Origin of the sequence: Dactylosporangium maewongense, from assembly GCF_039531485.1 — a bacterium.
Lineage (GTDB): Bacteria > Actinomycetota > Actinomycetes > Mycobacteriales > Micromonosporaceae > Dactylosporangium > Dactylosporangium maewongense.
The window spans coordinates 76,812-93,327 of sequence record NZ_BAAAQD010000026.1 but is presented as its reverse complement, the minus strand read 5'-3'; the positions used below and the strand labels follow the sequence as shown (position 1 = coordinate 93,327).

Here is a 16,516-nt window from a genome sequence, read left to right as displayed (position 1 = left end):
ATATTCGGAGATGTGCGGATTGTTTCGATGGAAGGACGGTTCGGCGCATGCGCCGTTCAACGCAGCTTCGCCGGGTCATGACCGGGATACTCGCCGCCACCACTGCGGTTGCCCTGACCGCCTGCGGCAGCTCCGGCCCCGGCACCTCGAAGGCCGGCGAGCCGAGCAAGGTCCAGGTCTGGGCCCTCCAGGACGCCGCGGTCAACCCGATCGCCACCAGCAGCATCGACGCGTACAACAAGGCGAACGGCACCAAGATCGAGCTGGTCACCTACGTCAACGACGCCTACAAGCAGAAGCTGCAGGTCGCGATGGGCTCGCCCGCCGCGCCGGACGTCTTCTTCAACTGGGGCGGCGGCAACCTCGCCGAGTTCGTCAAGGCCGGCCAGGTCGCGCCGCTCGACGACGCCCTCGCCAAGAACCCCGACCTGAAGGCCAAGTTCCTGCCGAGCGTGCTGGACGTCGGCAAGGTCGACGGCAAGCAGTACGGCCTGCCGATGCTCGGCGTGCTCCCGGTCGTGCTGTTCATCAACAAGGACGTCTTCGCCGCCGCCGGCGTGCAGCCGCCGAAGACCTACGCCGACCTGCTCTCGCTCGTCGACACGTTCAAGGCCAAGGGCATCACCCCGATCGCCCTCGCCGGCTCGCAGGGCTGGACCGAGCTGATGTGGCTGGAGTACCTGCTCGACCGCATCGGTGGCGCCGACAAGTTCGCCAACATCGCCGCCGGCAAGGAAGGCGCCTGGCAGGACCCGGCCGTCGTCAAGGCCCTCGGTGAGATCCAGACGCTCGTCAAGCGTGGCGCCTTCGGCACCAACTTCGCCAGCGTCAACTACGACAACCAGGGCGCCTCGAAGCTCTTCGCGACCGGCAAGGCCGCGATGCACCTGATGGGCACCTGGGACTTCTCGGTGCAGAAGGACGCGAACCCGGACTTCATCAAGAACGGCAAGCTCGGCTTCACCGCGTTCCCCGCGTACGAGGGCGGCGCCGGCGACCCGAAGTCGGTCGTGGGCAACCCGAGCAACTACTACTCGGTCAACGCCGCGTCGAAGAGCAAGGACGCCTCGATCGACTTCCTGGCCAAGTCGCTCACGTCCGACCAGTACATCAACGGCCTCATCGACGCCGGTCAGGTGCCCGCCGTGAAGGGCGTGGAGACCACCCTGAAGTCCAAGCCCAACGCTGACTTCACCGGCTTCACCTACGACCTGGTCGCCAACGCCCCGAGCTTCACCCAGTCCTGGGACCAGGCGCTCAGCCCGTCGGTCAGCACCGAGCTGCTCACCAACCTGCAGAAGCTGTTCCTCGGGCAGGTCACACCCGACGCCTTCGTCGCCAACATGGCCAAAGCGAAGTGACGACGTCGAAAGCGGCGGCGCGGCCCGGAGTCATCTGGGCCGCCCCGGCGGTCCTGTTCTTCGCCGCGTTCGGCATCCTGCCGGTCATCGCGGTCGTCTACCTCAGCTTCACGAAGTGGAACGGGCTCGGCGACCCGGTCTGGACGGGCCTGTCGAACTGGGCGGCACTGGCCGACGACGCCGAACTGTTCAACGGCGTCGGCAAGACCCTCATCCTGACGGTCGTCTCGTGGCTCGGCCAGACGCCCCTCGCGCTGCTCATCGGCGTGTGGGCGGCCGGGCCGCAGCGCAGCCGGGCGGTGCTGTCGACGCTGTTCTTCCTGCCGCTGCTGCTGTCCACCGCCGCGATCTCGGTGACCTTCGTGTCGCTGCTCGACCCGAACTTCGGCCTCGCCGCCGACTACGGCAAGTACTTCGGCGCGCCGGACGGCAACTTCCTGGGCGACCCCGACAAGGCGCTGTACGTCATCGCGTTCGTCATCGCCTGGCAGTTCGTGCCGTTCCACACCCTGCTGTACCAGTCGGCGACCCGGCAGATCCCGGCGTCGCTCTACGAGGCGGCGGCGCTGGACGGCGCGACGGGGGTGCGGCAGTTCTTCTCCATCACGCTGCCGCAGTTGCGCAACACCATCGTCGCCTCATCGGTGCTCATCCTCGTCGGCTCGCTCACCTACTTCGAGATGATCCTGCTGATGACGAACGGCGGCCCCGGCACCTCGACCCGGGTCCTGCCGCTGCACATGTACATCAAGGGCTTCGTCGGCTTCGACATGGGCTACGCCAGCGTCCTGGCCGTCGTCCTCGTCACGCTCGGCACCGCCCTGTCGATCGTCGTCGTCAGGCTCACCGGCTACCACCGGATGGCCAGCGACCGGGAAGGTGCCTGATGAGCCTCGACCTCGCCCGACGGCCGGTGCACCGCACCCGGTCCGTGCCGCCGCCACCGCCCGGCGCCCGCCGGCGCGGCCGGCCGAACTTCCTGGCCGGGATCGCGGCCACGGTGTGGCTGCTGATCGTGGCGGTGCCCGTGTACTTCGTGGTCATCACCGGGTTCCGCACGCCGGACCAGTACATCGAGCAGGGCCCGCTGGACCTGCCGACGAACCCGACGCTGGACAACTTCACGTCGCTGTGGGACCTCGGGTTCACCAGCTACCTGACCAACAGTCTCATCGTCGCGTTCGGCACCGTGGCGCTGGTGCTCGCGGTGGCGCTGCCGGCCGCGTACGCGATCGTGCGCAACCCGAACCGCACGGTCCGCTCGATGTTCAACGTGTTCCTGCTCGGCCTCGCCGTGCCGGCACAGGCGGTCATCGTGCCGATCTACCTGATCATCACCCGCCTGCAGATGTACGACACCCTGCTGGCGATCGTCCTGCCGACCGCGGCGTTCTCGCTGCCGATCGCGATCGTCGTGCTCACCAGCACGCTGCGCGACATCCCGAACGAGCTCTACGAGGCGATGACCGTCGACGGCGCCACCGCGGCGCGGGTCTTCGGCCGGCTGGTGCTGCCGCTGTCCCGGCCGGGGCTGGTCAGCGTCGGCATCTTCGTCGGCCTCGGCGCCTGGAACGGGTTCCTGTTCCCGCTGGTGCTGACGCAGAGCGACGAGCAGCGGGTGCTGACGCTGGGCCTGTGGAACTTCCAGAGCCAGTTCGGGACGAACGTGCCGGGCCTGATGGCCGCGGTCGTGCTGTCCGCGCTGCCGGTCCTGGCGCTGTACCTGTTCGGCCGCCGTCATCTGCTCAGCGGACTCGCCGCGGGCTTCGGCAAGTAACACACTCACGAGGGACGACCAATGACTGCCGGCTCCATCCGAAACCCGGTCCTGCCCGGATTCCACCCCGACCCGTCGATCCTGCGGGTCGGCGACGACTACTACCTCGCCACGTCGACCTTCGAGTGGTATCCGGGCGTGCGCCTGCACCACTCCAAGGACCTCGTGCACTGGCGGCCGTTCGGCGGCGCGCTGGACAGCGTCCGGCTGCTCGACATGACCGGCAACCCCGACTCCGGCGGCGTCTGGGCGCCCTGCCTGTCCTATGTGGATGGTCTGTTCCACCTCGTGTTCACCGACGTGAAGTCCTACTCCGGCTTCTGGGACACCCCGAACTACCTGGTGACCGCACCGTCGATCGAAGGCCCGTGGTCGGCGCCCGTGCCGCTGCACGCGCAGGGCTTCGACCCGTCGATGTTCCACGACGACGCCACCGGGCAGAGCTGGCTGCTGTCCAACCGCACCGACTGGCGGCCCGGGCACGCCTGGGCCAACGGCATCATCGCCCAGCGGTACGACCGCGACCTCCGCCAGCTCGTCGGCGACCCGGTCGACGTCTACACCGGCACCGCGGCCGGCATGACCGAGGGGCCGCACCTGTATCGGCGGGACGGCTGGTACTACCTCGTCACCGCCGAGGGCGGCACCGAATGGTTCCACCAGGCGACGGTCGCCCGCTCCCGGGACGTGCTCGGCCCCTACGAGTCCGACCCCGCCGGGCCGCTCATCACCGCCGTGCACCGTCCCGACCTGATGCTGCAGAAGGCCGGCCACGGCAGCCTCGTCGAGACCCCCGACGGTGAGTGGTTCTTCGCCCACCTCACCGGCCGCCCGCTCAGCCCGCGCGGGCGGTGCGTCCTCGGCCGGGAGACCGCGATCCAGCGGGTCACCTGGACCGACGACGGCTGGCCGCGCATCGACGGCGGCGTCCCGCACGACGTCGTCGACGGCCCGGCCCTGCCGGCGCACCCGTGGCCGGACGAGCCGGAGACCGACGACTTCACCGGCGCGCTGCTCGGCCCGCAGTGGAGCACCCTGCGCCGGCCCGCCACCAGCAACTGGGTGTCCACCCACGCCCGCCCCGGGCACGTGCGCATCCACGGTGGCCGCTCGCCGGGTGCGCTGTCCGGCGAGAGCCTCGTCGGGCGCCGGGTCCAGCACGCGCGGGCGACGTTCGAGGCGACGGTCGAGTTCGCGCCGGTGCACTTCCAGCAGTTGGCGGGCATCACCGCGTACTACAACAGCCGTAACTGGTTCCTGCTGCGGGTCGGCTACGACGAGACCGGCGGCCCGTTCGTCGACGTGCTCTCCAGCGACCGGGGGCGGGTCACCGCGCACGGTCCCGCGGTGCCGGTCGACGGTCCGGTCCGGCTCCGGCTGGACCTCGACGGCGGGGTGCTGCGCGCGTCGTACGGCGACGTGGAGTGGGGCCCGTTCGACGCGAGCATCCTCTCCGACGAGTACGCCCAGGAGTCCGACAACGGGGTGCCCCGCGCGTGGGGCTTCACCGGTGCGTTCTTCGGCCTGTGGGTGCAGGACATGACCGGCGGTGGGCTGCCCGCGGACTTCTCCGCGGCGACCTACAAGCCGCAGCCCTGACCGGACCGGGCATCAGGTTGCCCGGGCCATGCTCCACCGGCAGGGTTCGACGCCCCTGACCGGGCCCGGACGCCGGCGTTCGCTGGGCTCCTCGCCGCTGCGGTTTCCGCATGCCGAGGAGCCCGACGGCGCCGGCCGGCACGTCTTGCGGCCACCCGGCGGTCGGCATCCACGCGAGACCGGTGGCGGCGCCGGCCTACGTGGCGCGGGCGTTGACGGTCAGGCGGACCAGGCGCCGGCCGGCGGTGGTGTCGACCGTGAGGTCGTCGGAGAGCTTCTCGGCCAGCCACAGCCCCCGGCCGTGGATCTGCTCGGGCGGGGGAGCCTGCGCCGGGACGAGGAACCGCCACGGCGTGGTGCCGGTGTCGGCGATCTCGACGACGAGCCTGCCGGCCTGCGAGATCAGGGTGACCGCGGCCGTGCCGCCGCCGTGCTCCATCGCGTTGATGACGATCTCGTTGACGGCGATGATGAATCCGTTCACCCGTTCGGGTGATAGACCGGCCTCGCGGGCGGCGTCCGCCACCCGCTCCCGGACGTCGCCGACGCCGGCCACCGTCACCGATGGCAGGGCCACCATCACCGGTGATGAGTCAGGGTCGTCCCGCATGTCGCATCCACAGGTCGTGTGTTGCCGCGGCGCCGTCGCGCCCCCGTCGCAGCCACCATATAGGGTCAGCAGGTGCTTGTCGTTTCGCGCCGGGAGGGGCCATGACGCTGTCGATGTCGACCACCCGCGACGATGACACCTGCACGGTCAGCATCGCCGGGGACGTGGACCTCTCCACCGCCGGTGACCTGGACCGTGAGGTGCTCGCCGCCGTCGACAGCGGCGCCGCCACGGTCGTGGTGGACCTGGCGGAGGTGACCTTCATCGACTCGGCCGGCATCAACACGCTGCTCAAGGCCCGCCGGCACGCCGGGGAACAGGGCCGGCAGCTCCGGATCGCCAACGCGGCCGGCGTCGTGCGCGACGTGCTCGAGATGACCGGAGTCCTGGCGCACCTGTCCGGTTGAGCCTCCGGTCGCGGCGTTCGTCGTCGGGTCGCACCGCGGTGTCGGAGGGGTGCGGCGCGGTGCTGATGCGACACTGGGCGGGTTCGAGCGGGCGGAGGGGCGAGAGGCAGGGGCACGGGTGCCGAGGCGCGGCGGGAAGGCGTTGGCGGTCAGCGAGGAGAAGCTGCGCCGGCTGCAGGCGGTGACCGACGCCGCCCTGTCACAGCTCGGCCTCGAGGACCTGCTGCACGAGCTGCTGGAGCGGACCCTGGACATCCTGCGCGCCGACAGTGCGGCCCTGCTGCTGCTCGACCACGACGGCACCGAGCTGGTCGCCATGGCGACCGCCGGTCTCGACCGGGAGCCCCGGCACGAGGTGCGGGTGCCCTTCGGCCACGGCTTCGCCGGCGGCGTCGCCGTCCGCGGTGCCGCCGTCGCCGTCGAGCGCTTGGACCGGGCCGGCAGCGGCGGCGCCGACTTCGACACGGCGCTGTTACCAGCGCGCACCACGTCCGTGCTCGGCGTGCCGATGCTCAGCAGCGGCCGGGTCATCGGCGTGCTGCACGTCGGCACCCTGCAGCAGCGCTCGTTCAATGCCGACGACATCGAGCTGCTGCAGCTCGTCGCCGACCGGGCCGGCCTCGCCACCGAGGCGCGCCGGTCGCACCTGGACCGGGCCGCGGCCGTCGCCCTGCAGCGCAGCCTGCTCCCGGCCCGCCCGACGGCGGTTCCCGGCCTGGATGTGGCCGTCCGGTATGTTCCCGGTGCCCAGGTCGGCGTCGGCGGCGACTGGTACGACGTCTTCGACCTCCCGTCGGGGCACGTCGGCATCGTCATCGGCGACGTCGCCGGCAGCGGCCTGCACGCGGCGGTGGTGATGGGCCGGATCCGCAGCGCGCTGCGCGCGTACGCGATGGAGACCGACGACCCGGCGGACGTCCTCACCCGCCTGGACCGCAAGGTGCAGCGCTTCGAGCCCGACGCCATGGCCACCGCCGTCTACGCCGTCCTGGATCCGGACCTCGGCACCGTGACCTTGTCCAACGCCGGCCACCTGCCACCGGTCCTGTTGGCCGGAGGGGACGCCGACCAGCCGAGCCGGCTGCTCAGCATCCCCCCGGACCTGCCCCTGGGCGCGTACCGCGACGCCGCCCGGCGCAACACGCGGCTGCCGCTGGAGCCGGGCCAGGGCCTGTTCCTGTACACCGACGGCCTCGTCGAGCGCCGTGCCCGCGGGATCACCCCGGGCCTGCAGCGGATGGTCAGCGTGCTCGCCGCCGTGGCCTCCGCCGACGCCACCTGCAACGCGGCGATGACCCTCCTGGACAACGCCGCCCCGACCGACGACGTCGCCGTCCTCGCGGTCCGCCGCACCTGACACACGGTCCTTACCGTGCGTGACGGCTACGCCACGTGGTTGCGGATGGCCGGGTCCAGGACGTCGGTGGGGTCCCAGCCGGTGTCCCCGTCGTCGGCCGGCGCGGCGGCGAGGAACGCGGCCTCGACCGGGCGCAGCGACTCGATCAGCGCGCCGACCGGGTGACGGTCGGTGAACCTGGCGCCGTCCCGGTCGACCAGCAGCACGGCGAGCGGCTGGTCGCCGCCGAGCGGCAGGTCCGGGTAGACGTCGCCACCCCAGTGCATGACCGGGGCGCCCGTGTCGGCGAACCGTCCGGCGCCCGCGAGCATGAGCAGGTCGGTCTGCGTGCTGTAGACGTCACCGTGGTAGTCGTACAGGTAGATCTCCAGCGCGTCGTCGCGGTGCCGGGCGAGCGTGAATCCGCCGGCCGCGCGGGCCGTGAGCAGCTCCCGCGGGGTCTTGGCCCGGGCGGCGCGGATCCCGGCCACCGCGGCGGGGTAGCCGGCGAGCTCCGTGAGGTCCCAGTCGGTGCCGGCGCCGTTGATCGCCCAGCCGGTCCACATCGCCGCCGGATTGGCGATCACGTCGAGCCCGGGCAGCGGCGCCGCCAGCCAGCCGTCGAACCCGGCCCTGGACATCGGCATCCGCGTTGCCACCATGTACGAGCGACCACTCACCCGCCCGACAGTAGCCGTAGTGTTGGCCCGGTGACCGAGCTCCCCACGTTTCAGTTCGCGTTCCCCGGCCCGCTGCGCGACGCGCTCGTCGCCGCGGTCCTGAACGGCACGAAGACGACCACGACCGGGCTGCTCCAGGACTGGGAGATCGACGGTGAGCCGCTGCCCGCCGCCGGCGACCGGTCGGCCGTGGTCGACTCCGCCGAGCGTCCTGTCGCGGTGATCGAGCTGACCGGCGTCGAGGTCCGCCGCCTCGGCGACGTCGACGCCCGGCACGCCCGCGACGAGGGCGAGGGCCACGCCACCGTCGCCGCCTGGCGGGCGGGGCACGAGGAGTTCTGGCACGGGGCCGACTACCGCGGCTGGCTCGGCGACCCGGGGTTCACCGTCGACGACGACACGCCCGCCGTCCTGCAACGCTTCCGGGTCGTCGAGAAGCTCTGACCTCGCTGTCAGTACACCGTGCCGCCGTCGGCCGCGAGCGCCTCGGCCACCTCGGCGAGGACCGCCCGCCACTGGGTCTCGTCCTGCTTGGGTAGCACGTCGTCCCACAGGACCAGGCAGCTGCCGCGCAGCTGCTCGAAGCCGGCCGGCCGGCCCATGAACCACAGATGCAGGTGCGCCGCGCCGTCGCCGATCTTCGACGCGTGCACCCTGGCGATCCCGCCCACGGACATGATGGCCCGCTCGACCCGCTGCAGCATCGGCCCGAGCTCGGCGGCCCGCTCCGGCGGCAGGGTGCCCAGGTCGTAGTGGCCGATCGGGCACAGCAGCACCACGACCGGCACCGCGCTCGGCCCGCCGGCGTGCCGGAGCATCCAGTGCTCGTCCGCCCAGACCGTCCTCGCGGTCTCGTCCTTGCAGATCATGCACGACTCGGGCCCGTCCTCGCCGTTGCGCGGCGGCTCCGGCAGCACCGGCGGATCGAGCGAGCGCACCCGCAGGTCGCCGTCGAACGGGAACGTGTCCCACCCGGGAATCCCACTGCCGTCGAACGGCGTCGACGGCTCACCGACGGGCAGGTGCCGCACGAAACGATCGGTCATGCCGCCGATCATGCCAGGATGCTCGCCATGGATCTGTCCCGTCGCGTCATCGTCGCGCTCGACCACGACAACGCCCAGGACGCCGTCGCGATGGTCGACCGTCTCGGCGACGCCGGTCAGGCGTACAAGATCGGACTGGAGCTCCTGACCGCCGCGGGCCCGTCCCTGGCCGCCGCGCTCGCCGCCGCCGGCAAGGACGTCTTCCTGGACCTGAAGCTCTTCGAGATCCCGTCGTCCGTCGCCGCCGCCGTACGAGCGGCCGGCTGCCACGGCGCCACGATGGTCACCGTCCATGCGACGGCGGGGTCCAGGATCCTGGCCGCGGCGGTGGCGGCGGCCGCGCCGTTCCCGCGGCTGCGCGTCGTCGCGCTGACCGTCGTCACCAGTCTCACCGCCGCGGACCTCGCCGAGGTCGGCATCGACGCCACCACCGAGGAGCAGGTCACCCGCCTCGCCGCACTGGCACGGCGGGCGGGCTGCCACGGCGTCGTCGCCTCCCCGCACGACGCCGCCGCACTGCGCCGGCTGCTCGGCCCGGACCGGCTGATCGTCACGCCCGGCGTCACGCTGCCCGGTGCCCCGGCCGCCGGCGATCACGCCCGCCCCGCACACCCGGCGGACGCCTTCCGTGCCGGCGCGTCACACGTCGTCATCGGCCGCGCCCTGACCCGGGCCCCGGACCCGGCCGCCGTGCTCGCCGCCATCGTCGACGACCTGCGGGCGGCTGCGGCCTGAGCGATGTATGCGTTCGCATCGCGGCCGCGTGTCGGTTGTACGCGGGTCGCCGACACTGTGGCGGTCAATGCCGTCGACAGCGAGGTACGTAGATGAGAAGGATCCTGCGCGGACTGCCGATCGTCGCCCTGGTAAGACTCCCGGGTGACCCGATCCGTCAGTTCCTGAAGTCGGTCCGGGGCTCGGGCGGTGCGCCGCTGACCCTGGTGACGATGTCGCCGGCCACGTCGCGGAGCTTGCGGTTGCGGCTCTGCGACGCCCGGCGCAGCAGGTCGAAGGCGGTGGCGGCGGTGCAGCGCTGCTGCGCCATCAGGATGCCGATGGCCTGGTCGATGACGCTGCTGGAGACCATGGCCTCGGCGAGCTGATCCAGCAGCTGGGACTGGCGAAACTGGCGGACGGTGAGCGTGAGTGCGTCGGTGCACTGCGCCGCGATCCCTTCCGCCTGCTTGCGGACCGGCGCGGTGAACACCTGTGTGGCGGCCGCGTAGAGGTTCATCGCGCCGAGGCTCTGCCCCTCGACGATCAGCGGCATCGACAGTGAGCTCGCGATACCGTGCGCGACCGCGTGCGGCCGGTACGCGCTCCAGCGCCGCTCCCGACGGAGATCTTCGACGACAACGACCTCGGCGCCCCGCATGGCATCCAGACAAGGCCCTTCGTCGGCGCCGTACTGGATCTCGTCGACCTGACCGGCAAGCGCGTCACTGACCGCCACCGAGAACGGCCGCCCGTCCCGCCGCACCGTCAGCCCGCACGCCACCGCGGGTATCACCGCCGCGGCGGCGACATGCACCAGCCGGTCGAGAAAGTCGTCCAGGTCGTGCGCCTGCACGAGCAGCCCGAGCAGCTGCGCGGCGGTCGAGTGCGGCTGCTCGATCACGACGGGCCGCCTTCCTGAGGTCGGCACTGAAATTCTCTGATCTATGCTGTATTGCCCAGATCTGCCGCACCCTACTCGCTCAGCCGTGGTTCAATCTGCGCCGGTTACGCGGATGGTCCTTGGCGACCCGCTCACCACGTCATTGGGCAGCGGTCGCCGGTCCGGTCCAGGCGGTTGACGGCGGTGTTCCTCATCGAGAGGTTCGCACGTACGCGAGCGCGCGGGCGACGTTGGCCGGGACGTCGTCGACGGAGTCGAGGACGAGACGGTCGTCGGTCCAGCCGGCGAATCCGTCCCGCCGGGCCAGGACCGACTCCCAGGTGGGTTCGGCGTCGCCGGCGATCGCGTTGTCGGCGCGCTCGGCGAGGCGGCGGCGGTGCAGGGCCTCGTCGGAGCAGATCACCTCGACGAACCGCAGCGGCACCTCGTGCCGGGCGGACAGGTCGCGCCACTGCCGGCGGGCGACCTCAGCGTCGTTGACGGCGTCGACGATCACGGTCTGGCCGAGCTTGAGCATCACCCCGGCGAGGGCACCGACCACGACGAACGCGGCGAGCCCCGTCGGCTGGTCCCGGTCGACGCCGGCGGCCCACAGCGCGACCTCGACCGGGTCGACGGGCAGGACCGGCGCCGGCAGCTCCCGCGCCAGCTGCCCGGCGATGGTGCTCTTCCCGGTCCCCTGCAGGCCGCACATCACGATCAGCACCCAGACAGGCTGCCACAAACCTCAGTCGAACGGGTCCCAGTGTCCGGCGTACCGCAGCAGCGACCGCGCCAGGACCGGATGCGCTGCCACCCAGGCGGTGTCGAACAGGAACCACTGCTGGAAGCCGAAGGTCTCGTTCGTGTGCATCGCCATCTGGGCGAGGTGCTCGTCGACCCGCAGGAGTGTCCCGTCGGGGCTGCGGTCGCCGGTACTGTCACCGACAGCGATCAGTTCGAGGGCCTCACGGTGGACCTCGGCGTGCGGGCCGGGCATGTTCGCGGGCCACGGCTCCTCGTTGAGGCTGAAGCCCGGCCACTGGTTGCACCGGCGCAGCGCCGGCTCGACGGTGGTGTCGCCGGGGGCGACGAGCGCGCGGAGCACGAGCAGCTCCGGCGGCCAGGTGTCGTCGCCGGGCGTCGCGGCGCGCAGGTGCCCGGCGAGTGCGGGCAGGTCGACGCCGGGGAATGCGAACGGCGCCATCCGGGCGAGCGTCTCGCCGTCGTAGTGGGTGAGCAGCACCGCGTAGGTCGTCGCTTCGCCCGTACCCCGCGGCGGCAGGGTCGTCACGTCGCAGGCCGGGTCGAACGGTGCGGGCGCGCCCGCGTCGCCGGGTAGCGGCCACTCCTGCAGGTGGTAGGCGAGCCGGTCGTCGTCCTCCTCCTCGACGAAGAAGTACGCCAGCTCGACCTCGTCGTCGTCCGTCCGGGCCCGCACTCCACGCCCGTCGCGCCGGACCTCGCCCTCGACGTACAGGTGCTCGTCCAGCAGCGCCCGCAGCTCGTCGGTCGTCTCCGGGCGGGGAAGGCCGTGCTCCCGGGCCGCCTCGAACACCGACGACAGCCCGTACACCCGTCCGCCGAGCTCGTCAGCGACCCACTCCCACGCGTCGTCGGCGTCCCAGCCGCGGCGGAACCAGTCGAGCACGGTCAAGTCCGGGAACCGGCGGACGCGCTTGCTCAGTGGTCCTTCGTAGTGTGTCCGGTACACGAACAGCATGGCGGCGACAGTACCGTGCGGGGATGCTGTCGACGCGGTTCACGAGCCTGGCAGGGGTACGGCACCCGATCATGCTGGCGCCCATGGGCGGCTCCGCCGGCGGTGCGCTCGCGGCGGCCGTCTCGCGGGGCGGTGGGCTCGGGATGCTCGGCGCGGCCGACGGCGACCCGGCGTGGCTGGCGCGCGAGGCGCCGGTCGTCGCGGCCACCGGGCTGCCGTGGGGGATCGGCTTCCTCACCTGGATGACGACCGTCGACGCGGTGCGGCGGTCGCTCAGGTACGGGCCGCGAGCCGTCATGCTGTCGTTCGGCGACGCGCGCCCGTTCACCCGCATCGTCCGCGACTCGGGCGCCCTGCTCATCCTCCAGGTCACCGACCTCGACGAGGCCCGCCAGGCGCTGGACCTCGGCGCCGACGTCGTCGTCGCGCAGGGCACCGAAGCGGGCGGCCACGGCGCGCTGCGTGGACGCTCGACCCTGCCGTTCGTGCCGGCGGTCGCCGACCTCGCCGGGCAGGTGCCGGTCCTCGCCGCGGGCGGCATCGCCGACGGCCGGGGCGTGGCGGCGGCGCTGGTCCTCGGCGCGGCCGGGGCGGTGATCGGCACCCGGTTCCAGGCGACCATCGAGGCGCTGGTGGCCCCCGCTACCGCGTCGGCGCTGGTGGCGGCCCGCGGCGACGACACCGAACGCAACCGGGTGCTGGACATCGCCCGCGGCTCGCGCTGGCCGTCGCGGTTCGCGGCCCGCACGCTGCGCCACCCGTACATCGACCGCTGGCGCGACCGGGAGGCCGAGCTCGCCGCCGACGAGCAGGCCCGGCGCGACTACCAGGACGACGTGGCCGGCGGCGCCGTCCCGCCGCTGCCGATCTGGGCCGGCGAGGGCGTCGACCTCATCACCGACCTGCCGTCGGCCGCCTCGCTCGTCCCGGCGCTCGCCGCCCAGGCCGAGGCCGCGCTGGCCCGCTGCTCAGGTGCCGCCCCAGCGTTCTAGGAACTCGCCGGCGGTCAATTCGTCGAGCTGGCGCCGCACGTACCCGAGGTAGTCGGCGTCCCCGTGTTCCAGGTCGGGCTTGAGCTCCAGCGGCACGGCGAGCACGACCTCACCGGTGTCCCGCCGGGTGACGACCAGGTGCCCGTACACGGTCGGCGTGCCGGGGCCGCCCGGGCCGGTGCTGTCGTCGAACAGCGACTGCACGGCGGCCGCCGCGAACAACCGTATGACCGCCCACCGTCCCGCCTTCGCCGTCGTGACGACGTCGGCCGCCAGCACCTCGGCGGCGGGCGCGTCCAGATCGAGCTCCACCGTCAGCCCCGCGCGTCGTCGCTGCGGTGCTCGACGGCCCAGGCGCAGATCACGGCCAGCGGCTCCCGCAGCGTCTTGCCGAGCACAGTCAGGACGTACTCGACGTGCTGCGGCGGCTTGAGCACGGACGCGAGGCGCTCCAACGCCTGCCGCGTCGCGCAGTCCTCCTCGGTGACGTCCAGCACCACCGGCGACACTTGCACCCCCGAGCGTCGGTCTCGTCGAAAGGCACCAAGGAAGTGCCCTTCTGTCGGTCGGCCGCGACGCGTCCTACCGCCGGTGCTCCACGGTAGCCACTGAGAGGAACGGCGCCACAATGTCCCGGCACCGCATCCACACGTACACCGCCGTGTTCGATGGTCTTGAAGGTCGAATTGTGCCGGGCGGCACATTGCTGCGGTCGTTCGATGGCGACGGGATGTCGGCTGGGAGTTCAGCTGCGCCAGCGATGCAGCCGCCGTCGTTCACGTACAAGGCGAGCACACCAGCACCGGTGGCGGCGACCAACCGCTCGCTGGCGACAGCGAAATCCTGCGGGTCCAGCACACCCCGGGTCTCCAGCAACTGCCAGCCCTTGCCGAGTTCGTACAGGTGCTCATGCTGATACCCGAAACCGAGAGTCGCCTCCTCATCGGTGAGGAGACAGCCGGACCGCGCCAACACGAACGTCCCGAAGAAACCCACCGGCGCACCGTACGCCAACAGTTCGGCAGCAAGTCACCACCACGTTCCGCAACCGCGGAGGTTTCGCACGGGACCGCCTTGGGCAAGCGCGATCGGTCGATGCTCGCGTGGCCAGGTGCTGCTCATTGCACGGCAGGAAGCGTCGGCAGCGTCGCCGAGGCGCGTCGCTCGCTGCGACGACCATGGTGCCGGCGCCGCGCCGGACCAGCGGCTATGAGCGTGCACCGTCGATCACCCGGCGGGTGGGGTGGAGAGTCGCCGAGTGCCGTGGCGTGGTCCGCGGTGACAGCGCGAAGGTCGTCTCGTGCGCAGGAACCCGCGAGAACAGCTACAGCGTCGCCCCTACGATTGCGCGGTGATCACACCGCCGTTGCCGCCTGAGCTGATCGCGGAAGTTCCCGAGCTTGTGCGGTACGGCCGGACAGCCACCCGCCTGCATCCGCGCCCCGGTGACGTCACGGCCGCCGACAGCCACATCGGCGGACCCTTACGTTGGCCGCTGGACGAGCCCTGGCCCACGTGCGTCGCGCCGCGTTGGGGGATCGAGGAGGTCCCCATCCCGGCCGAACTGCTGGACCGGCTGCGGGTCGTGGAGTCCCGCCGTACCCAGCAGCATGTGATGGCCGAGGGCGAGATGGAATTGCATCGTGAAATCGCCCGGACCGTGGGGCCGGGCTACACCGGGTTCGGCTCAGCCGGTGACGGCCCGGTCGTCGGATATCGAACGCGGGAGCGGCCCCATTCGCAGCCCAACCCGATGGTGGCGGTGGCGCAGCTCCGCGCGGCGGACATCCCGGACCTGCCTCGGCCCGGCGGCGCAGACATGCTGCAGGTGCTGTGGTGCCCGGACCACCATGCCGTCCGACCGGTCGGTCCCACCGTCGCACTGCGCTGGCGGCGCGAGACAGACGTCAACGGGCCATTCGCCGACCCGCCGCGTTCGTGGATCGGCAGGAACGACTTCGTCCCGGTCCCGTGCCGCCTGTACCCGGAGCAGGTGTTGGAATATCCGTTCCGGCAGGAACTGCCGGCCGGGTTGGCCAAGCGGGTCGACGCCTGGGACGAACGAGTCGACGAGGATGAGGACGGGATGAGCTATGTCGAGGTGGCCATGGCGCCGGGATGGAAGGTTGGCGGCTACGCGAACTGGAGCCTGACGGACCTGCGCGACACGCGGTGCCGCCAATGCACCGGGCCGACCTCCCTGGTGCTCGTCATCGACTCGAAGGAATACGACGGCGGCACGCAGAAGCGGTGGCAGCCCGCGAAAGATCCCCAGCCGACCGCGGCGCAGCAACCGACTGGCCTGCTCGTTGGCAGGTGGGGCGCCCTGCGCATATTCGCGTGCCTGACGTGCCCCGACGCCCCGTTCACGCTCGACCAGCAGTAAGAGTTCGGCGGATGAAACTGGTCGATTCGGGTACCGAGCCGCCGAACAAGATCCGGTCCGCGCAATCCGCCACAAGCGCGCCGAGCCGTCTCCGCTCGACTGCAATTTCGGTCACGGCATGGCTGGAAGCCTGCCCGGCCGCCTGCGGCGGCTACTTTATGAGCGTGCCCGCGCCGGGCCCTCGACGCTGCGGAGCGATGCACCCGGATGCCGGGCGACGTCCACCCAGCGGGCAGGTACGGGCTCGGACGACGGCCGCCGCTCTTGCCTGATCAGCCCGTAGACCACGGCTTGGACTCGATTCAGGTCCAGCGTGTCGGACGTCCACCGCAGCAACGCGCGTGCGGCCTCCGTCGCGTAGCCGTGGCCCCACGCGGCATCGTGGAAGCAGTAGCCGAGCGATGCACTGCGGTACACCGGATTCAACCGGCTCATGCCGCACCACCCGAGGAACGCCCCGTCGGCGTCCCTGACATTCGGTGCCGACCACCCGCAAGGGATTTCCGAACGCCCGTAGAGGGCAGACTGGGAGGCGTGGACGATCAGGGGCGGGCGACGTTCGTGCTGCATGAGCACGCCAAACCGCGGCACCACTTCGACCTGCGCTTGGAGGAGGACGGGGTCCTGCGCTCGTGGGCGGTTCCCCGCGGCCTGCCGGACGACCCAAGGCACAACCGTCTGGCGGTCGCGGTGCCGGACCATGACCTCGAGCACCTGACCTACACCGACGCCGACAAGTCGATTGCCGACATCGGCTGGTGGCAGGAGGTGGACCGCAACGACAAGCGCATCGTCTTCACACTGCACGGCCGGGGCGCCCCGCGAACGTACGCGCTGATCAGAACGGACTCGGACTGGCTGCTGCACCTCATGAAGGCCTAGCGACCGGTTCGAACTGAGTGGACCCGCCGTCCGTCATCGGCGCGGCGAGCGCGATCCGCCCGATCGGGCCGGATGGTGCACCGTCCGGCCCGATCGGGGCGCAGAACCACTCCGGCTTCG

General features: G+C 71.6%; 21 protein-coding genes. 11 read left to right on the top strand and 10 right to left on the bottom strand.

The window, feature by feature from the left end; genetic code table 11:
* Window positions 1–47 precede the first annotated feature (47 nt).
* The 4 genes from ABD332_RS46110 to ABD332_RS46095 are packed head-to-tail and all read left to right on the top strand — an operon-like array spanning window position 48 to window position 4,737.
* Window positions 48–1,361 (top strand): extracellular solute-binding protein, encoded by a 1,314-nt coding sequence (locus tag ABD332_RS46110; protein ID WP_344510970.1) that lies wholly within the window; start codon window positions 48–50, stop codon window positions 1,359–1,361.
* On the top strand, window positions 1,358–2,248 hold the full coding sequence (locus tag ABD332_RS46105) for a carbohydrate ABC transporter permease (RefSeq protein WP_344510968.1): 891 nt from the start codon (window positions 1,358–1,360) through the stop codon (window positions 2,246–2,248). Before ABD332_RS46110 ends, ABD332_RS46105 begins: the two co-directional genes overlap by 4 nt.
* Window positions 2,248–3,138 carry a carbohydrate ABC transporter permease gene (locus ABD332_RS46100; RefSeq protein WP_344510966.1) on the top strand — a complete coding sequence of 297 codons (891 nt, stop codon included), beginning with the start codon at window positions 2,248–2,250 and terminating at the stop codon, window positions 3,136–3,138. The genes ABD332_RS46105 and ABD332_RS46100 overlap by 1 nt, the downstream gene beginning before the upstream one ends.
* A 21-nt stretch (window positions 3,139–3,159) precedes the next feature.
* Window positions 3,160–4,737, top strand: coding sequence for a glycoside hydrolase family 43 protein (locus ABD332_RS46095; RefSeq protein WP_344510964.1), 1,578 nt, complete (start codon window positions 3,160–3,162; stop codon window positions 4,735–4,737).
* A gap of 196 nt (window positions 4,738–4,933) precedes the next feature.
* Here the strand turns inward: ABD332_RS46095 and ABD332_RS46090 are convergent, their stop codons facing one another.
* Window positions 4,934–5,347 (bottom strand): ATP-binding protein, encoded by a 414-nt coding sequence (locus ABD332_RS46090; RefSeq protein WP_344510962.1) that lies wholly within the window; start codon window positions 5,345–5,347, stop codon window positions 4,934–4,936.
* Window positions 5,348–5,448: 101 nt separating this feature from the next.
* Here ABD332_RS46090 and ABD332_RS46085 point away from each other — a divergent pair, with 101 nt between their 5' ends.
* Complete coding sequence (locus ABD332_RS46085) at window positions 5,449–5,754, top strand: STAS domain-containing protein (RefSeq protein WP_344510959.1); 306 nt, start codon at window positions 5,449–5,451, stop codon at window positions 5,752–5,754.
* A gap of 118 nt (window positions 5,755–5,872) precedes the next feature.
* Window positions 5,873–7,111, top strand: coding sequence for a PP2C family protein-serine/threonine phosphatase (locus ABD332_RS46080; protein WP_344510957.1), 1,239 nt, complete (start codon window positions 5,873–5,875; stop codon window positions 7,109–7,111).
* Window positions 7,112–7,137: 26 nt separating this feature from the next.
* Here the strand turns inward: ABD332_RS46080 and ABD332_RS46075 are convergent, their stop codons facing one another.
* Entirely contained in the window at window positions 7,138–7,737 is a 600-nt protein-coding gene (locus ABD332_RS46075) for a hypothetical protein (RefSeq protein ID WP_344510955.1), read from the bottom strand.
* Between the two features lie 63 nt (window positions 7,738–7,800).
* Between ABD332_RS46075 and ABD332_RS46070 the strand changes: the two genes are divergently transcribed.
* Complete coding sequence (locus ABD332_RS46070) at window positions 7,801–8,214, top strand: ASCH domain-containing protein (RefSeq protein ID WP_344510953.1); 414 nt, start codon at window positions 7,801–7,803, stop codon at window positions 8,212–8,214.
* Window positions 8,215–8,222: 8 nt separating this feature from the next.
* Here the strand turns inward: ABD332_RS46070 and ABD332_RS46065 are convergent, their stop codons facing one another.
* Window positions 8,223–8,816, bottom strand: a complete 594-nt coding sequence (locus ABD332_RS46065) for an HIT family protein (RefSeq protein WP_344510951.1) — start codon at window positions 8,814–8,816, stop codon at window positions 8,223–8,225.
* Window positions 8,817–8,843: 27 nt separating this feature from the next.
* Here ABD332_RS46065 and pyrF point away from each other — a divergent pair, with 27 nt between their 5' ends.
* Window positions 8,844–9,551, top strand: a complete 708-nt coding sequence (gene pyrF, locus ABD332_RS46060) for an orotidine-5'-phosphate decarboxylase (protein WP_344510949.1) — start codon at window positions 8,844–8,846, stop codon at window positions 9,549–9,551.
* A 157-nt stretch (window positions 9,552–9,708) separates the two neighbouring features.
* Here pyrF and ABD332_RS46055 read toward each other — a convergent pair whose 3' ends face one another.
* The 3 genes from ABD332_RS46055 to ABD332_RS46045 all read right to left on the bottom strand — a co-directional run bounded on the left by ABD332_RS46055 (window position 9,709) and on the right by ABD332_RS46045 (window position 12,136).
* A complete protein-coding gene (locus ABD332_RS46055; protein ID WP_344510947.1) occupies window positions 9,709–10,386 on the bottom strand; it encodes a GAF and ANTAR domain-containing protein in 678 nt (225 codons plus the stop codon).
* Between the two features lie 238 nt (window positions 10,387–10,624).
* Complete coding sequence (locus tag ABD332_RS46050; RefSeq protein WP_344510945.1) at window positions 10,625–11,140, bottom strand: P-loop nucleotide/nucleoside kinase family protein; 516 nt, start codon at window positions 11,138–11,140, stop codon at window positions 10,625–10,627.
* A 21-nt stretch (window positions 11,141–11,161) separates the two neighbouring features.
* Entirely contained in the window at window positions 11,162–12,136 is a 975-nt protein-coding gene (locus tag ABD332_RS46045) for a hypothetical protein (protein WP_344510943.1), read from the bottom strand.
* A gap of 23 nt (window positions 12,137–12,159) precedes the next feature.
* Here ABD332_RS46045 and ABD332_RS46040 point away from each other — a divergent pair, with 23 nt between their 5' ends.
* Window positions 12,160–13,128, top strand: coding sequence for an NAD(P)H-dependent flavin oxidoreductase (locus tag ABD332_RS46040; RefSeq protein ID WP_344510941.1), 969 nt, complete (start codon window positions 12,160–12,162; stop codon window positions 13,126–13,128).
* Here ABD332_RS46040 and ABD332_RS46035 read toward each other — a convergent pair.
* The 3 genes from ABD332_RS46035 to ABD332_RS46025 all read right to left on the bottom strand — a co-directional run bounded on the left by ABD332_RS46035 (window position 13,105) and on the right by ABD332_RS46025 (window position 14,124).
* Window positions 13,105–13,440: a hypothetical protein gene (locus ABD332_RS46035; RefSeq protein ID WP_344510939.1), complete on the bottom strand. Its 336-nt coding sequence runs from the start codon at window positions 13,438–13,440 to the stop codon at window positions 13,105–13,107. The genes ABD332_RS46040 and ABD332_RS46035 overlap by 24 nt on opposite strands.
* Window positions 13,441–13,442: 2 nt before the next feature.
* A complete protein-coding gene (locus tag ABD332_RS46030; RefSeq protein WP_344510937.1) occupies window positions 13,443–13,628 on the bottom strand; it encodes a winged helix-turn-helix transcriptional regulator in 186 nt (61 codons plus the stop codon).
* Between the two features lie 82 nt (window positions 13,629–13,710).
* Complete coding sequence (locus ABD332_RS46025) at window positions 13,711–14,124, bottom strand: hypothetical protein (RefSeq protein ID WP_344510935.1); 414 nt, start codon at window positions 14,122–14,124, stop codon at window positions 13,711–13,713.
* Between the two features lie 355 nt (window positions 14,125–14,479).
* Here ABD332_RS46025 and ABD332_RS46020 point away from each other — a divergent pair, with 355 nt between their 5' ends.
* Window positions 14,480–15,514: a hypothetical protein gene (locus ABD332_RS46020; RefSeq protein ID WP_344510933.1), complete on the top strand. Its 1,035-nt coding sequence runs from the start codon at window positions 14,480–14,482 to the stop codon at window positions 15,512–15,514.
* Window positions 15,515–15,670: 156 nt separating this feature from the next.
* On the opposite strand, the gene ABD332_RS46015 is transcribed toward ABD332_RS46020, so the two are convergent.
* The gene (locus ABD332_RS46015) at window positions 15,671–16,084 is read right to left on the bottom strand and encodes a GNAT family N-acetyltransferase (protein WP_344510932.1); all 414 of its coding nucleotides are present in this window, start codon (window positions 16,082–16,084) and stop codon (window positions 15,671–15,673) included.
* On the opposite strand from ABD332_RS46015, the gene ABD332_RS46010 reads away from it, so the two are divergent.
* Entirely contained in the window at window positions 16,049–16,396 is a 348-nt protein-coding gene (locus ABD332_RS46010) for a DNA polymerase ligase N-terminal domain-containing protein (protein ID WP_344510931.1), read from the top strand. The two genes, ABD332_RS46015 and ABD332_RS46010, sit on opposite strands and share 36 nt — an antisense overlap.
* Window positions 16,397–16,516: the final 120 nt, after the last annotated feature.

What these genes read in the sequence shown, in the direction of transcription:
- ABD332_RS46110 (WP_344510970.1), top strand. Translation starts at nt 48, where the DNA reads ATGCGCCGTTCAACGCAGCTTCGCCGGGTCATGACCGGGATACTCGCC.
- ABD332_RS46100 (WP_344510966.1), top strand. Translation starts at nt 2,248, where the DNA reads ATGAGCCTCGACCTCGCCCGACGGCCGGTGCACCGCACCCGGTCCGTG.
- ABD332_RS46095 (WP_344510964.1), top strand. Translation starts at nt 3,160, where the DNA reads ATGACTGCCGGCTCCATCCGAAACCCGGTCCTGCCCGGATTCCACCCC.
- ABD332_RS46090 (WP_344510962.1), bottom strand. Translation starts at nt 5,347, where the DNA reads ATGCGGGACGACCCTGACTCATCACCGGTGATGGTGGCCCTGCCATCG.
- ABD332_RS46085 (WP_344510959.1), top strand. Translation starts at nt 5,449, where the DNA reads ATGACGCTGTCGATGTCGACCACCCGCGACGATGACACCTGCACGGTC.
- ABD332_RS46075 (WP_344510955.1), bottom strand. Translation starts at nt 7,737, where the DNA reads ATGCCGATGTCCAGGGCCGGGTTCGACGGCTGGCTGGCGGCGCCGCTG.
- ABD332_RS46065 (WP_344510951.1), bottom strand. Translation starts at nt 8,816, where the DNA reads ATGACCGATCGTTTCGTGCGGCACCTGCCCGTCGGTGAGCCGTCGACG.
- pyrF (WP_344510949.1), top strand. Translation starts at nt 8,844, where the DNA reads ATGGATCTGTCCCGTCGCGTCATCGTCGCGCTCGACCACGACAACGCC.
- ABD332_RS46045 (WP_344510943.1), bottom strand. Translation starts at nt 12,136, where the DNA reads ATGCTGTTCGTGTACCGGACACACTACGAAGGACCACTGAGCAAGCGC.
- ABD332_RS46040 (WP_344510941.1), top strand. Translation starts at nt 12,160, where the DNA reads ATGCTGTCGACGCGGTTCACGAGCCTGGCAGGGGTACGGCACCCGATC.
- ABD332_RS46015 (WP_344510932.1), bottom strand. Translation starts at nt 16,084, where the DNA reads ATGCAGCACGAACGTCGCCCGCCCCTGATCGTCCACGCCTCCCAGTCT.